The following is a 14,718-nucleotide window of genomic DNA, read 5'->3' as shown; positions in this document are numbered from 1 at the left end:
CGCCGACCACCGCATCCCGGAAAGGACACGACCATGAGTGGGCTACCCACGACGATGACCGCGAGCGTGCTGCGAGGCGTGCGGGACGTCGTGCTCGAGGAGCGCCCCGTCCCGACCTGTGCGCCGGACGAGGTCCTCGTCCGCGTCCTCAGCGTCGGGGTGTGCGGCTCTGACGTTCACTACTACGCGCACGGGCGGATCGGCGACTACGTCGTCGACTCCCCGCTCGTCCTCGGCCACGAGGTCAGTGGCCGGATCGCCGCCGTCGGGTCCGACGTCGACCCCGGGCGGGTCGGGCAGCGGGTGGCCATCGAGCCGCAGCGTCCCTGCCGGGTGTGCGAGTTCTGCCGCTCGGGCGCCTACAACCTCTGCCCGAAGATGGAGTTCTACGCCACCCCGCCGATCGACGGGGCGTTCTGCGAGTACGTGACCATCCAGGACGACTTCGCCTACGAGGTCCCCGACAGCGTCAGCGACCACGCGGCCGCCCTCATGGAGCCGCTGTCGGTCGGCATCGCCGCGGCGCAGAAGGGCGGCATCGGGGTGGGCGACACCGTGCTCATCGCCGGTGGCGGGCCGATCGGCGTCATCGCCGCCCAGGTGGCGCTGGCCTACGGCGCCGTCGACGTCGTCGTCGCCGACATCGACGCCGGCCGCCGCGAGCTGGCCTCGCGGTACGGCGCCCGGGTGGTCGACCCGCAGAGCGAGTCCACGACCGACCTGGGCGCCCACGTGTTCATCGACGCCTCCGGGGCCACGGCGGCCATCGTCAACGGCATCCGCTCGGTGCGGGCCGGCGGCACGGTCGTCATCGTCGGCAGCGCCGACGAGATCCCGCTGTCGGTGCCGGAGATCGCGATGCGCGAGGTCAACGTCACCGGTACCTTCCGCTACACCAACACCTGGCCCATCGCCCGCGACCTGCTCGCGACGGGCAAGGTCGAGCTGGACTCGCTCGTCACGCACGAGTACGGCATCGAGCAGGCCGAGCAGGCACTGACCGGCGAGGGCGCCACCGACTCCCTCAAGCGGGTCGTCATGCCCGGGGTGCGCCGCGTCGAGGAGCCCGCGGTCGGGGTCACGGCATGACGGGGACCCTGCTGTCGGTCGAGGGGGTGACCAAGACCTTCCCGGGCGTGCGTGCCCTCGACGACGTCTCCTTCGACGTGCGCCCGGGAACCGTGCACGCCCTCTGCGGCGAGAACGGCGCCGGCAAGTCGACCCTGATGAAGGTCATCGACGGCATCTACCAGCCCGACGCGGGCACGGTGTGGGTGCGCGGTGAGCAGGTGCGGATCAAGAACCCCATCGACGCCCGGGCCCGGGGGATCGCGATGATCTCCCAGGAGCTGAACTACGTGCCGGACATGACCATCGCCGAGAGCTTCTTCCTCGGCCGGCTCCCTCGCCGACGCGGTGCCGTCGACTGGCGCTACATCCGCTCCGAGGCCAAGCGGATCCTCGCCGAGGAGGGCCTGAGCTTCCCGGTGAACCGCCGCCTGCGCACGCTCACGGTCTCGGAGATCCAGACCCTGGAGATCCTGCGCGCGGTCTACCACAGCGCCGACGTCCTCATCATGGACGAGCCGACCTCGGCGATCGCCTACAAGGAGGTCGAGTCGCTCTTCGCGAAGATCCGCGCGCTGCGGGCGCAGGGCAAGTCGATCATCTACATCTCGCACAAGATGGACGAGGTCTTCGAGATCGCCGACGACATCACGGTGCTGCGCGACGGCACCGTCGTCAGCTCGCAGCCGGCGAGCGAGATCACCTCGGCCCAGGCGATCGCCCAGATGGTCGGCCGGGACCTCGACCACCAGCAGTACCCCAAGGAGCGGATCCCGCTCGGCCCCACCGCTTTCAAGGCGACCGGCCTGTCGAGCCGGGGGATGTTCGAGGACGTCGACATCGAGGTCCGGGCCGGCGAGATCGTCGGGCTCGCCGGCCTCATCGGCGCGGGGCGCTCGGAGGTGGTGCGTGCCGTGTTCGGCCTGGACCGGCTCGACGGCGGCACCGTCGAGGTCGGTGGCACCCCGGTGCACATCACGAGCCCGAGGTCGGCGATCCGGCACGGCCTCGCGCTGCTCCCGGAGGACCGGCGGCTCGTCGGCATCGTCCCCGACATGAGCATCAAGAAGAACGCCACGCTCGCGAGCCTGCCCAAGGTCATCCACGGCGGCTACGCCCACGCCCGCGAGGAGGAGCGGCTCGTCGGCGAGTTCTTCGCGAAGATGAACGTCAAGGCCCCGAGCACCGAGACGCCCATCGCCTCGCTCAGCGGAGGCAACCAGCAGAAGGTGCTCCTCGCCCGGTGGCTCATCGCCGACCCGGCGGTGATGCTCCTCGACGAGCCCACGCGCGGCATCGACGTCGGCGCCAAGCTCGAGATCTACAAGATCATGACCGACCTCGCCCGGCAGGGCCGGGCGATCCTCATGATCTCCTCCGAGCTGCCCGAGCTCATCGGGATGTGCGACCGCATCTACGTGATGTCCGCAGGGCGGGTCACCGCCGAGCTCACCCCCGACCAGTACTCGCAGGAACGGATCCTCACGTACGCCATGAACGACATCGAGGTGGCCTGACCATGACCACGAAGCTGAAGTCCTTCGACGCCAGCCGGTACTCCATCTTCATCATCCTGGCCCTGGTGTTCGTCGGGGCGAGCTTCCTCAGCCCCAACTTCCTCAGCGTCGACAACCAGCTCAACGTCCTGCGCCAGGTCGCCGTCATCACGATCCTCGCCTACGGCGCGATGACGCTGATCATCGGCGGGATGATCGACCTGTCGGCCGGCGCGGTCATGGCCTTCGCCGGGGTCTCCTCGGTGATGGTCTACAAGGACACCCAGAGCCTGCTGCTCGCCGTGCTCGTCGGCATCGCCGTCGGCGTCGCCTGCAACCTCGTCAACGCCTTCCTCGTGGCGACGCTGCACACTCCCGCGTTCATCGTCACCCTCGGCATGATGCTCATGGCCCGCGGCGCGGTGCTGGAGCTGACGCAGGGACAGAACGTGCTCCAGCTCGGTGACTTCGTCATCATCGGCCAGGGCACGTGGGGCTGGGCGCCCGTGCCCGCGCTCGTCCTGCTTCTCATCACCGCGGTGATCTGGTACCTCATGAACCAGACGCGCTACGGCCGTGGCGTGTACGCCGTGGGCGGCAACGAGGAGGCCGCCCGGGCGGCCGGCATCGCCGTGGCCTGGGTCAAGTACAAGGCGTTCGTCGTCAACGGCGTGCTCGTCGGCATCGCCGGGGTGATCTTCATGTCCCGGGTCAACGCCGGTCTGCCCAACGCCGGTGTCGGCTACGAGCTGCAGGCGATCACCGCGCCCATCATCGGTGGGACGAGCTTCTCCGGGGGCGTCGGGACGACGGCCGGCACCCTGGCCGGCGCGCTCATCGTCGGCCTGCTCGGCAACATCATGAACCTCACCGGCGTCGGGTCCTACATCCAGCAGATCGTCATGGGCCTGATCATCGTCACCGCCGTCGCCTACGACGTGTGGAGCAAGCGCGGCCGCACCCGGACCACCATCCTGCGCTCGGGGCGGCGCGGCGAGCCGGCCGCCGCCGGCGCCGACCCCGGTGCCACCGCGGACCCCCCCGCCTCCGGCACCTGAGGCGTCACCCCACCCCACCGGAACACCGGCTTCGTGCGACGGAGCCCAGCACCATCACATCCGCAACCAAGGAGGACACGTGAAGACCCCAACCCGCAGGACGTTCACGGCCGGTCTGGCCGCGGCGGCAGTCGCCGTCGGGCTCGCCGGCTGTGGCGGCGTCACCGTCGGCAACCCCGGCTCGGACGACACCGCCGAGCGCACCCAGAAGGACAGCTACCGGGTGGCCTACATCGCCCGCGCCCAGGTGGACTCGTTCGCCGCCTGGCTGGCCAACGAGATGAAGGACGAGGCCAAGGACTACGACGACATCTCGCTGCAGGTCTTCGACGGCCAGGCCGACGACGAGGTCGAGAACAAGATGATCGAGAACGCCGTCGCCAACAAGTTCGACGCCATCATCATCCAGGCCAACAACGGGGCCGCCCAGCAGCCCTACATCCAGCAGGCCGTGGACGCCGGGATCGTGACGATCACGACCAACCCGCGGGTCGACGGCATCGAGGGCGCCAACTCCGTCGACGCCAACCCCTACGACCAGGGCGGCGTCGTCGCGAAGCTCGCCCTGGAGCAGGTGCCGCAGAACGCCAAGGTCGTCGTCCTCAACGGCCCGGGCGGCAACTTCCACAGCACCCAGCGGCGCAAGGCGTGGGAGGCCGAGTTCTTCGAGAAGCGCCCCGACGTCGAGATCGTCGCCGAGGACATCGCCAACTGGAACAAGGACGAGGCCCTCACCCTCATGGAGGACTGGTCGCTCGCCAACCCGCAGATCGACGCGATCATCTCGATGAACGACAACATGGCCGCGGGCGCGCTCGAGGCCGTCAAGGGCAAGTCCGCGTTCGACGGCATCCTCGCCTACGGCGTGGACGGCACGCCGGAGGCCACGTTGATGATCCAGAAGGGGGAGATGACGGCCACTGCGCTGCAGAACGCCGCCGAGCTGGCCCAGCTGAACATGAAGGCCGTCCACGACCTGCTCACCGGGGCCGAGGACGAGGTCAACGTCGACATCGGCAACCCGCTGATCACCAAGGACAACGCCCAGAAGTACGTCGACCTCTACAAGAAGGCCGGCCTGATCACCCAGTGACCGGCGGTCCGCGGCGGGTGCTCACCGCCTCCCCCCGCCGCGGGCCGTCACCACCGTCCTGCCCGGCGCGCGCTGCGGCGCGCCCGGGCGGGACCCTCCCCCGCTCGTCCTCCCAGGCCCAAGGAGCCCCCCATGCCCGTCCTCGACACCTTCTCCCTCGCCGGTCGTACCGCCCTGGTCACCGGAGCGACCCGTGGCCTCGGCCGGGCCTTCGCCCGCGCCGTCGCAGAGGCGGGGGGTGACGTCGTCGTCCACGGCCGCGACGCGAGTGCCGCGCAGGAGGTCAAGGGCGAGATCGAGGCCCTCGGCCGCACGGCGCACGTCGTGCTCGGCGACCTCACCGAGCGCGCCGCCGTCGAGGACGTCGTCGCCCGTGCCGTCGAGGCGACGGGTGGTCTGGACGTCCTCGTCAACAACGCCGGCGCCTGCATCCACCGCCCGGCCCTCGAGGTGACCGACGAGGAGTGGTCGCACGTCATCGACACCAACCTCACCGCCTTGTGGAGGATGTCGCAGGCCGTCGGCGCGCACATGGTCGAGCGCGGCCGGGGGGCGATCGTCAACATCGGCTCGATCTCGGGGATGATCGTCAACCGTCCCCAGATGCAGCCCGCCTACAACGCCTCCAAGGCCGCCGTGCACCAGCTGACGAAGTCCCTCGCCGCCGAGTGGGCTCCGGCCGGTGTCCGGGTCAACGCCGTCGCCCCGGGCTACATCAAGACCGACATGTCGCCGGTCGACGAGCCCCAGTACCGGCGGCAGTGGATCGAGGACTCCGCCCAGCAGCGCTACGCCATGCCGGAGGAGGTCAGCCCGGCGGTCGTCTTCCTCGCCTCGGACGCCGCCAGCTTCATGTCGGGGACGGTGCTCGTCGTCGACGGCGGGTACACGCTGTTCTGAGCGCCGTGGACACCACCGCCACCTCGCAGGGTGGCCCGGGAGCCGAGGGCGTCGAGGCGCTCGCGCGGGCCGTGGCCGACCTCGTCCCTCCCCAGGGCAGGGCCCTCCTCGGCATCGCCGGCGTCCCCGGCGTCGGCAAGACGACCCTCGTCGAGGCGCTGCTGGAGCGTCTCGGCCACACCCTGGGCCCCGATGTCGTCGCCCACGTGCCGATGGACGGCTTCCACCTCGCCGACGTCCAGCTCGACCGGCTCGGGCTGCGCGACCGCAAGGGGGCGCCCGAGACCTTCGACGTCGGCGGGTACGCCGCCCTGCTGCGCCGGCTGCGGGTCGAGCGCGGTCCGGTCTACGCCCCGGGCTTCGAGCGCACCCTCGAGCAGCCGCTCGCCGGCGCCCTCGTCGTCCCCGAGCGGGCCCGGCTCGTCCTCACCGAGGGCAACTACCTGCTGCTCGCCACGGCAGCGTGGCGTGCCGTGCGCGAGGCCCTCGACGAGGTCTGGTGGCTCGAGGACGACGACGGGACCCGCCGCGAGCGCCTCGTGGCCCGGCACGAGCGCTTCGGCAAGGCACCCGCCGCCGCCCGCTCCTGGGTCGAGACCGTCGACGAGGCGAACGCGGCCCTCATCCGGGGGACCGCGGCCGCCCCGGACCGGGTGGTCCTCGAGGGGCCACGGGGGTGGAGCCTGCGCGGCTGAGCCGGCGCGAGCAGCCACCGGCGACCCGTTCGGCCGGCACCGATACGGGGGAGGCCCGGGGACGTCGGTCCACGGGCCCCGCCGGTGGCTAGGGTGGCCGTGATGAGCCGTTCACGTCCTCAGCCGAGCTGGTTGGCCAGCTCCGTTCTCTACCAGATCTACCCGCAGTCGTTCGCGGACGCCAACGGCGACGGCGTCGGTGACCTCGCCGGCGTCCTCGAGCACCTCGACCATCTCGCCTGGCTCGGTGTCGACGCGGTGTGGTTCAGCCCGCTGTTCGCCTCGCCCTTCGCCGACGCCGGCTACGACGTCAGCGACTACCTCACCGTCGCGCCGCGCTACGGCACGACGGAGGACCTCGTCGCGGTCGTCGAGGCTGCGCGTCGCCGGGGCATCCGGGTGCTCCTCGACCTCGTCGCCGGGCACACGAGCGACCAGCACCCCTGGTTCCGGCAGTGGGCGGAGGACCCGCAGGACCACCGGTACATCGGCAGCGCGCGGGTCGGGAGCCCCGCCGGCAGCTGGGCCCCGACGCCGGGGCGCCGCGGCGGGTACTACCAGCTGAACTTCTACCCTTGCCAGCCGGCGCTCAACTTCGGTTACGCACGTCCGGCCCCCGGTGAGCCGTGGCGCGACCCGGTGGACGGCGAGGGCCCGCGGGCCAACCGGCGCGCTCTGCGCCAGGTCATGGCTCACTGGCTCGGCCTCGGGGTCAGCGGCTTCCGGGTCGACATGGCCTCCTCGCTCGTCAAGGACGACCCCGGGCACGTCGAGACGGCGCGGCTGTGGGGTGAGCTGCGCGACTGGCTCGACGCCGAGCACCCCGAGGCCGCGCTCCTGTCGGAGTGGGGGGAGCCGTCGGTCGCGGTGCCGGCCGGGTTCCACGCCGACTTCTTCCTCCAGTTCGGCAACCCCGCCCTGCGGTCCCTGTGGCACACCGGTGTCGGGACGCACGACCCGACGTGGAGCGAGACCGGCCGGTTCTTCTTCGACCCCGAGGGCAGCGGGGGCATCGAGGTCTTCCTGCGGGAGTGGCGGCGGGCGACAGCGGCCATCGGCGCCGGTGGCGGGCACGTCGCCCTCCCGAGTGCCAACCACGACTATGCGCGCCTCGTCAACGGCCCGCGGACCGCCGAGCAGGCACGCGCGGCGTTCGCCTTCCTGATGACCTGGCCCGCGCTGCCCACGGTCTACTACGGGGACGAGATCGGGATGCGCTACGTCGAGGACCTCCCGGACGTCGAGGGCAGCGTTCTCTCCCCGAGCAACAACCGGACCGGCTCCCGGACCCCGATGCAGTGGGCGGCGGGCCCGGGCGCCGAGTTCTCCACCGCACCGGAGGACCGCTTCTACCTCCCGCTCGACCCCTCCCCGGAGCGCCCGGACGTCGCCGGCCAGCGCGCCGACGAGGACTCCCTGCTCCACCTCGTGCGCCGCCTCGTCGCGCTGCGGCACGCGACCCCGGCCCTCCAGCCGGCGGGGAGCCTCGAGGTCCTCACCGAGGGCTACCCGTTCGCCTACGTGCGCGGAGGCAGCCACCTCGTCGTGCTCAACCCCCGCCGGGAGCCGGCGGGCCTGGCCCTGCCGGAGGGCTGGGCCGGGGCGTCGCCGGTCGAGGTCGAGGGCGTGCGGCTGAGGTCCGGTCGGGCCGAGACGGCGGGCTTCGGCTTCGGGATCTTCCGCCGGCCCTGACCTGCGGGGACGGGTTCCGAGGCGGGCCGCCCAGGCTCCGCAGGTGGTCTCCGACGTCGGGTGAGGTTCGAGCATCAGGCGGAGCCGCGGCCGTCCCCAAGACCCGCACGCCGATGCCACCTGCCGTATGCACACGGGCGAGGACGGCGTCGGCCCGGATGGCCCACGGCTGGATGCACGCGCCCTCCGACCGCGCACAGCACGGCGCCCCCTCTCGTGGCGGGAGGGGGCGCCGTGTGTCACCCACAGACCAGGACTGCGGTATACCCACCGTAGCGCCCCGGTCGCCCTACGGGGCCAGCTCGGGGCCGAGGCGGGACCTGCGGTTGGCTCGCCGAGCTCGCAACGGCATAGGCTCGCGGCCGTGGGAGCGAGTGTACGGCGAGCCGGTGCCGACGACATCGAGGCTGTCGTTGCTTTCGGTACGGCGGTGGTGCCGCCGCACTACACGCCGATCCTCGGCCCGCGGGCCGCCCTGGCGCAGTTGGACTGGTGGACGCGTGAGTACCTCGAACCGGCCGTCCAGGCGGGACGCGTTCATGTCGCCACGGTCGGAGACGAGCTCGCCGGAGTCTGCCAGACCGGTGAGACGTCGTCCGGCCAGGTGATCTGGAAGCTGTACCTGGCTCCATCCCATCGGGGTCACTCGCTCGGCGTCGACCTGCTCCGCCACGCCATCGCCGTCCTTCCAGCGGTCGTGGACCACGTCGACGTGGAGCATTTTCGGGGTAACACGGGCGCCGGAAGGTTCTACGAGCGTGAGGGCTTCACTGTCATCCGAACGGAGCCGGCACCCGTCGGCTCGTCCCCTGCGGGTGATGTCATCTGGCGTCGTCTGCCCCTGACGCGCCCCGGGCACTGAGTACCTACCGCGGCTCCTCGCCCCCGGGCGCACGCGAGACGTGCGTGACGTGAGCTGTGTCCCGCACGGCGTCACGGCGCCCCTCTCGTCCGGGAGAGGGGCGCCGTGAGGCCGTGCGCAGCCAGGCCCCGGGGCGACGGGCCCAGCTGCCGCGGTGGCCCCGACCCCTGCTGCCTTGACCACTGCTATACGAGAACTTTACTACTACTTTACGGTTCTAGGTGCGGCGCGGGTCTGGACGAGCCGAGTGGACGACGGATGTATCACCCGTCCGGCCGACAACCCTCCGCTCCGCCCCTGCCGGCCGCCCTCCCGCGGTCGCAAGTGCACGGAGTTGCGTGTGACGCGGCGTCGTAGTCGATGCTGACCGCATGCGTATCGCCGAGCTCGCTGACCTGACAGGCACGACCGTCAGAGCGGTCCGGCACTACCACGCCGTCGGTCTGCTGCCGGTCCCCGAGGTGCGAGAGGGTTGGCGCGACTACGGGTTGCATCACGTGGCGCGGGTCAGCCGCATCCGGTGGCTGTCCGAGGCGGGGCTGTCGCTAGCGACGATTCGCGAGCTGCTGGCCGATCCGGAGCCGGGGGGCGCCGCAGCAGACCCTCATGACGGTGCCATCTCGGATCTGCGTGCAGCGCTGGCGGCGCTCGAGGACCAGCTGACTCGCCTTCGGCACCAACGCGTGCGGCTGGCCCGGCTCGCCGAGATCGCCGAGTCGGGCCGTTCGCTGACACCGATGCCCGTGGTCGCCACCACGTTCTACGACAGGCTCGAGGCGGCCGCGCCGGACAGCCGTACTCGCCGGGCGATCCGCCACGAACGCGACTTCGTCGAGCTCGCGTACTACCGGGAGGAGATCCCACCCGAGGCCGAGCTGCTCTTCTCCGCTCTCGACGACGCCGCCCTCGCGGAGTCCGTGGCCGCCTTCGGCCGGGATCGCGACCGTCCGTTGTCCTCCGACGAGGTGGAGCAGCTGGCGGCCGACATCGTCGCACGGATGATGAAGCGGCTGGGGGAGGCCGTCGCTGGAGCCGCCGGCACCCTCGAGCTCGATCGCGTGCGACGCACCTACGAACTGTTCGCGCGCACGGTCGACGCCGGCGATCGGGCGGTCGCCGCTGCGGTGTACCGCCGCCTGGAGGAAGCTGTGATTGTGGAGCGTGGCTTGTGAGCAACCACCCCGGGGGGCTGGCTGTCGCCGTCTCCGGCTTGGTGAAGCGGTTCGGTCGCTTCGCCGCGGTCGACGGCTTGGACCTGCGGGTGAGCCGGGGGTCGGTCCACGGGTTCCTCGGACCCAACGGCGCCGGGAAGTCGACGACGCTCAGGGTGCTCCTCGGGCTGTACCGAGCCGATGCGGGAACTGTGCGGGTCCTCGGTCGCGACCCGGTCACACACGGTTCGGACGTGACCGTCGACGTGTCCTACGTTCCTGCGGAGTGTGCGCTGTGGCCGACGTTGACGGGTCAGCAGGTACTCGACGCGCTGGCCGGCCTGCGGGGTCACTACGACGCCGCACGCGAGCGCCGCCTCGTCGAGGCCTTCGCCTTGGACCCGCACCGGCGCGTGCGCACCTACTCCACGGGCAACCGGCAGAAGGTGCTGCTCATCGCGGCGTTCGCCGCCCGCACCGACCTGCTCGTCCTCGACGAGCCGACCTCAGGGCTGGACCCACTGATGGAGGAGGTCTTCCAGCACTGCGTGCGCGAGGCCGCCGAGCAGGGGCGCACTGTCCTGCTGTCCAGCCACGTTCTGGCCGAGGTCGAGAACCTGTGCAGCGAGGTGACCATCATCAGGTCCGGCCGCCTCGTCGAGACCGGAGCCTTGCGCGATCTGCGCCATCTGGCCGGTGCCCACATTCGAGCGCGCCTTCACCCGGCCGCGGTCACCGACGTCGCCCGCAGCGTGTCGCATGCGATCGGCCCTCACGACATGCGCGTGGAGGTGGACGGCACGCTGGATGTCCACGTCGGGTCGGCCGCCGTGGCTCCGGTACTCCGTTGCCTGCTCGACGTCGATGCGTGGGACATCACCTGTTCCGCCGTCACCCTCGGTGACCTCTTCCTACGCCACTACACGAAGGACCCGCGATGAGGGTGTTCATCCTGCTCGCGCGCACAGAGGCGCGCTCCGCGCTGGTCTGGCCGATGCTCTTGGGAGCGTTGACCCTGTTCACCGCTCCGGCATATGCGAGTACTTATGCCAGCGCTTCCGCCCGTGCCGCCGCTGTGCAGCACGCGGGACACGACGCCTCCACCCTCCTGCTCTACGGTGTCCTGCCCATGCCGGGCACACCAGCGCAGATGTTCGTGTGGGAGATCGGCGCGTACATGGTGTTTCTCGCCGGCGTGGCGGCTCTCCTCGCGGCGGTGCGCCTGACCCGCGGAGCCGAGGACAGCGGGGCCGTGGAGCTGGTGAGGGCCACCGGTGCCTCCGCCGGTACGCAGCTGTGCGCCGTCGTGGCCTGGCTGTTCGTCGTCGGCAGTGCTCTCGGGCTGACCACCGCCGGTGCGCTGTGGGCACGGCGGGCGTCTCTCGCGGGCTTCGACACGGCCGGTGCGATGGCCTACGGCGCCACCGTCGCCCTGACCTACGCCCTCGTCGGGGTCGCCTCTGTCGTCTTGGCCCAGGTGGCGCCCACTGCCACGGGCGCGCGCCGGGCCGGCACGCTGGCATTGGCGGTCTGGTTGGCCCTGCGTGCCTGGGGCGACCTCGAGGACCACCCCGCGGCCACGTGGCTCAGCCCGCTGGGGCTACGTGGCCTGGTGCGTCCGTTCACCGACGACCGGCTCGCCCCGGTGGCCGCGTGGCTGGTCGCGCTGGGCGCGCTCGTCGGTCTCGCACTCCTGCTCGGGGCACGTCGCGATCCGGGGCGTGGCCTGATCCGCGCCCGCGAGAGCCTCACGCGGCGACTCAGGGTCACCACTCTCACCGCGTTCTCGACGCGGCTCGCGCTCACGACCACCGCGACCTGGGCCGGGGCGGTGGCCCTCGGGGCCGGTCTGTTCACGGCGATGGGCTCAGGTGTGATCGCCGCTGCGCAACGCGGCGACCTCGAGGAAGGCTTCCTAGCGGACCAGCTCCGATCGGTGGACCCGGCAGCGGCGTATCTCGGCTACGTCGCCCGAGTGGTCGGCGTCGTGGTCGCGGTCTTCGTGGTGCTCGGTGTGCAGGCCGCCGCCGCGGACGAGCGTGCTGGGACCGTCGAGCACGTGCGGGCCACCGGATGCTCCCCCTCGGCGCCGCTGCGCGGTAGGGGCGTGGTCGCCGCTGGCGGTGCTCTTGTCGTGCTCGCTGTAAGTGGGTGTGCAGCCGCAGTGGTGGCTCGCGTCGGTCTGGAGGTCAACGGAGCGGTGTCGATCGCGATGCGCACCGTCGTCTGCCAGTGGCCCGCATCGGTGGCGCTGGGTGGCGCCGCTATGCTCCTCGTCGGTTGCTCGGTGCGATGCGCACCTCTCGCGTGGCTACCCCTCGGCCTCAGCGCGTTGGCGACCATGCTGGGTGGCCTGCTGCGCATCCCCGAGCCCGTCGCGCGACTCAGCGTGTTCGGGCACGCCCCGGACGGCTGGCAGCTGAGCGAGCTGGCGCCATCCGCCGTGCTCCTGGCTGTCGGCCTCGGGCTGGGCACCCTGGGCCTGGCGGCCGTCAGCCGGAGGGACGCCTCGACTGGCTAGCACCGACCCGGCGCACGCCGCGAGCATCGTCGCAGCCATCGTGCACACACTCCGGGCGCGGGTCATCGGTGTCATCATCGACGCATGGCTGGCACGACGGGTGAGGCATGGGGGCTGACTCTCGCGTTGATCGGGCTCCACCAGGCGGAAGAGCTGCTCTGGCCCATCGATCGCTGGAGCGAGCGTGTCGGCGGAAGTGGGTGGCCCGCGCTCGACTCCGCGCTGGCCCGCAGTGCTCTTGCCTCTCGTTCCCCCCGCCGACGCGCCGCGGCCGTCAGTGCCCAGGCGGTGGCCGCCGTGTGCGCCTACCGGGCCACCAAGAACTCGGTGCTGGCCACCCGCCTGACGACCACGGCGCTGTGCCTGGGGTGGTCGGGGGCGTTCGCGATGCACCTGGCGGTCTCGCTCAGGACTCGTACGGTGATGCCCGGCGTCGTCACGTCCGTGGTCCCCGGGCTGCCCGGCGCGTACGGTGTGCTGCGCCGCATCTGGGGCTAGGCGCCTCGCCGACCCGGGACCACGAGCCCAGGACGTCATGGCCGGCATGTCCAGGTCGTTGGCCCTCGCGGGCCCGCACGACACCACTCGGTCAGGTGCGCGGGGTCTCGGTCAGTCCGGGTGGGCTGGTGTCGCATGGTCCGTGCGCCGGATCTCGGCGGCGGTCAGCTGCCGCCACGGGGTCGGTTGGCTCTCGGTGCTCGGCGCGTCCGGGCTGACGCCCTGGTTCCACCAGAGAGCGACGTACGCGGTGTTGCCCATCTGCACCCGGTCCCCTGCCGTGTACACCTGCGTCGGGCCCCAGGTCGGGTAGGTGCCCTCGGGGACGGTCGGGCTCGGGCGGGGGGTCTCGCCCGGCAGCACCGGCCCGACCAGCCGCCACGGGGAGGCTGCCGCCTCCACTGTCGGGTCGTCCGGCTCGTCACCGCTGCTCCACCACTTGGCGACGTAGACGTTCTGGCGCCAGACGACCCGCTGGCCCTTGAGGTAGACCAGGTCGGTGTCCCAGACCGGGTAGGGGCTGGTCTGCGGGTCGTCGACGACGGAGGCGGTCGGGTCGGCGGTGGGGGTGGCTGCCCGGGTCGCGGAGTCCCGGGCAGCGGAGGCCCGCTTGCCGAGAACGGCGGAGAACTCGCCCTCCTCCTGCTCGACCCCGCTGCACGAGTCCGACACCTTGGTCACATCCGGCCAGTTGGCGCTGCACTGCCGGTCCCGGTTGAGGGACCACATGGACAGCCGGCCCACTCCTCGGCGCGTGGCGAAGGACGTCAGCCGCTCGGCATCGGCGAGGGTGAAGACCTCACCGGCGAGGTCGTTCTGCCCGACCATCGGCGTCGCACCCATCCCGTGCCACAGCTGTGCGGCGGTACGGTGCCGGCCCATCGTGTCGTAGAGGGTCGCCAGCTGGGCGTGCGTGCTGTTCAGCGCGGCGACCGCGGCCTCCCCCATGGACTGGCCCTCAGGGCGGCTGTCGCCGTAGTCCATGGTCATCGCGTTGACCCCGGAGAGGCGCACCCCGGCGCTCAGCGTGGTCCGCACGAGGTCCAGCCCGCCCGTCCCCAGCCCGTCCGGGGAGACCGGCAGCGTCAGCCAGACGTCGACGTCCGTCGCGTCCTGCAGGCGCGCCAGGGCCTCGGCACGTCGGGCGACGCTCGCCGGGTCGGACAGCGCCGCTCCCTCGACGTCGAGGTCGACCACCCGCAGGTGGTAGCGCTCGACCACCGTGCGGTAGGCGTCGACCAGCTCCTCGACGTCGGTGCAGGCGAGCGCGAGCTCGGTCCCCGCCTGGCCCCCGAAGGAGACGACGGTGGTCCCGCCCAGCTGCTGGAGGCGGGCGATCCGCCGGTCCAGGTCGAGCTCGTCCTCGGCACCGTCGAGGGTGTGGTACCCGCCCCAGGACGGTGTGCAGTCGCTCGCACCGGAGGCGACCACGAAGGAGAGCACCGCGTTCTCACCCGAGGCGTCGGCGGGGTCCTCGAAGGTGTAGGAGGGCACGGCGGTGACGTCGACGTACCCGGCGAACCATCGGCTGTCCGGAACGTCCACGCGCACGTCCTCGAACCATCGCCACCCGCGGAGCGCAGCGAAGACCAGGGCAGCAGCGAGGACCAGCACGAGGACCAGGCGCGGCCAGGACAGCCGTCGTCCCTGCACCAGCTCCATCGGACCCTCCATCCCGTCGACA

At 71.6% G+C, this 14,718-nt stretch carries 13 protein-coding genes; 12 read left to right on the top strand and 1 reads right to left on the bottom strand.

Going from position 1 to position 14,718, the window contains the following annotated elements; all coding sequences use genetic code 11:
- Positions 1–33: 33 nt before the first annotated feature.
- The 12 genes from G8D98_RS14390 (at position 34) to G8D98_RS14335 (ending at position 13,034) form a co-directional block, all read left to right on the top strand.
- Positions 34–1,089, top strand: coding sequence for an NAD(P)-dependent alcohol dehydrogenase (locus G8D98_RS14390; protein ID WP_166104861.1), 1,056 nt, complete (start codon positions 34–36; stop codon positions 1,087–1,089).
- On the top strand, positions 1,086–2,585 hold the full coding sequence (locus tag G8D98_RS14385; RefSeq protein WP_166104858.1) for a sugar ABC transporter ATP-binding protein: 1,500 nt from the start codon (positions 1,086–1,088) through the stop codon (positions 2,583–2,585). The genes G8D98_RS14390 and G8D98_RS14385 overlap by 4 nt, the downstream gene beginning before the upstream one ends.
- Before the next feature lie 2 nt (positions 2,586–2,587).
- Positions 2,588–3,622, top strand: a complete 1,035-nt coding sequence (locus G8D98_RS14380; protein ID WP_166104856.1) for an ABC transporter permease — start codon at positions 2,588–2,590, stop codon at positions 3,620–3,622.
- 79 nt (positions 3,623–3,701) lie between these two features.
- The gene (locus tag G8D98_RS14375; protein ID WP_166104853.1) at positions 3,702–4,715 is read left to right on the top strand and encodes a sugar ABC transporter substrate-binding protein; all 1,014 of its coding nucleotides are present in this window, start codon (positions 3,702–3,704) and stop codon (positions 4,713–4,715) included.
- Between the two features lie 132 nt (positions 4,716–4,847).
- The gene (locus G8D98_RS14370; RefSeq protein WP_166104851.1) at positions 4,848–5,615 is read left to right on the top strand and encodes an SDR family NAD(P)-dependent oxidoreductase; all 768 of its coding nucleotides are present in this window, start codon (positions 4,848–4,850) and stop codon (positions 5,613–5,615) included.
- A gap of 5 nt (positions 5,616–5,620) precedes the next feature.
- Positions 5,621–6,310 (top strand): nucleoside/nucleotide kinase family protein, encoded by a 690-nt coding sequence (locus G8D98_RS14365; RefSeq protein ID WP_166104849.1) that lies wholly within the window; start codon positions 5,621–5,623, stop codon positions 6,308–6,310.
- Positions 6,311–6,412: 102 nt separating this feature from the next.
- On the top strand, positions 6,413–8,002 hold the full coding sequence (locus G8D98_RS14360) for an alpha-amylase family glycosyl hydrolase (RefSeq protein WP_166104845.1): 1,590 nt from the start codon (positions 6,413–6,415) through the stop codon (positions 8,000–8,002).
- Between the two features lie 364 nt (positions 8,003–8,366).
- Positions 8,367–8,864, top strand: coding sequence for a GNAT family N-acetyltransferase (locus tag G8D98_RS14355; protein WP_166104843.1), 498 nt, complete (start codon positions 8,367–8,369; stop codon positions 8,862–8,864).
- A gap of 371 nt (positions 8,865–9,235) precedes the next feature.
- Complete coding sequence (locus tag G8D98_RS14350) at positions 9,236–10,036, top strand: MerR family transcriptional regulator (protein WP_166104840.1); 801 nt, start codon at positions 9,236–9,238, stop codon at positions 10,034–10,036.
- A complete protein-coding gene (locus G8D98_RS14345) occupies positions 10,033–10,956 on the top strand; it encodes an ABC transporter ATP-binding protein (protein WP_205859793.1) in 924 nt (307 codons plus the stop codon). Before G8D98_RS14350 ends, G8D98_RS14345 begins: the two co-directional genes overlap by 4 nt.
- The gene (locus G8D98_RS14340) at positions 10,953–12,536 is read left to right on the top strand and encodes a hypothetical protein (RefSeq protein ID WP_188744926.1); all 1,584 of its coding nucleotides are present in this window, start codon (positions 10,953–10,955) and stop codon (positions 12,534–12,536) included. The genes G8D98_RS14345 and G8D98_RS14340 overlap by 4 nt, the downstream gene beginning before the upstream one ends.
- Positions 12,537–12,620: 84 nt before the next feature.
- Positions 12,621–13,034, top strand: a complete 414-nt coding sequence (locus tag G8D98_RS14335) for an HXXEE domain-containing protein (protein ID WP_166104835.1) — start codon at positions 12,621–12,623, stop codon at positions 13,032–13,034.
- 111 nt (positions 13,035–13,145) lie between these two features.
- Here the strand turns inward: G8D98_RS14335 and G8D98_RS14330 are convergent, their stop codons facing one another.
- Complete coding sequence (locus G8D98_RS14330) at positions 13,146–14,696, bottom strand: chitinase (protein WP_166104832.1); 1,551 nt, start codon at positions 14,694–14,696, stop codon at positions 13,146–13,148.
- Positions 14,697–14,718 lie beyond the last annotated feature (22 nt).

Origin of the sequence: Phycicoccus endophyticus, assembly GCF_011326735.1 — a bacterium.
GTDB classification, from domain to species: Bacteria; Actinomycetota; Actinomycetes; order Actinomycetales; family Dermatophilaceae; genus Phycicoccus; species Phycicoccus endophyticus.
This window is presented reverse-complemented; position numbering and strand designations above follow the sequence as displayed.

Bases quoted from the DNA above. Each gene is read 5' to 3' on its own strand.
- G8D98_RS14390 (WP_166104861.1), top strand. From the start codon at position 34: ATGAGTGGGCTACCCACGACGATGACCGCGAGCGTGCTGCGAGGCGTG.
- G8D98_RS14385 (WP_166104858.1), top strand. From the start codon at position 1,086: ATGACGGGGACCCTGCTGTCGGTCGAGGGGGTGACCAAGACCTTCCCG.
- G8D98_RS14380 (WP_166104856.1), top strand. From the start codon at position 2,588: ATGACCACGAAGCTGAAGTCCTTCGACGCCAGCCGGTACTCCATCTTC.
- G8D98_RS14370 (WP_166104851.1), top strand. From the start codon at position 4,848: ATGCCCGTCCTCGACACCTTCTCCCTCGCCGGTCGTACCGCCCTGGTC.
- G8D98_RS14360 (WP_166104845.1), top strand. From the start codon at position 6,413: ATGAGCCGTTCACGTCCTCAGCCGAGCTGGTTGGCCAGCTCCGTTCTC.
- G8D98_RS14350 (WP_166104840.1), top strand. From the start codon at position 9,236: ATGCGTATCGCCGAGCTCGCTGACCTGACAGGCACGACCGTCAGAGCG.
- G8D98_RS14340 (WP_188744926.1), top strand. From the start codon at position 10,953: ATGAGGGTGTTCATCCTGCTCGCGCGCACAGAGGCGCGCTCCGCGCTG.
- G8D98_RS14335 (WP_166104835.1), top strand. From the start codon at position 12,621: ATGGCTGGCACGACGGGTGAGGCATGGGGGCTGACTCTCGCGTTGATC.
- G8D98_RS14330 (WP_166104832.1), bottom strand. From the start codon at position 14,696: ATGGAGCTGGTGCAGGGACGACGGCTGTCCTGGCCGCGCCTGGTCCTC.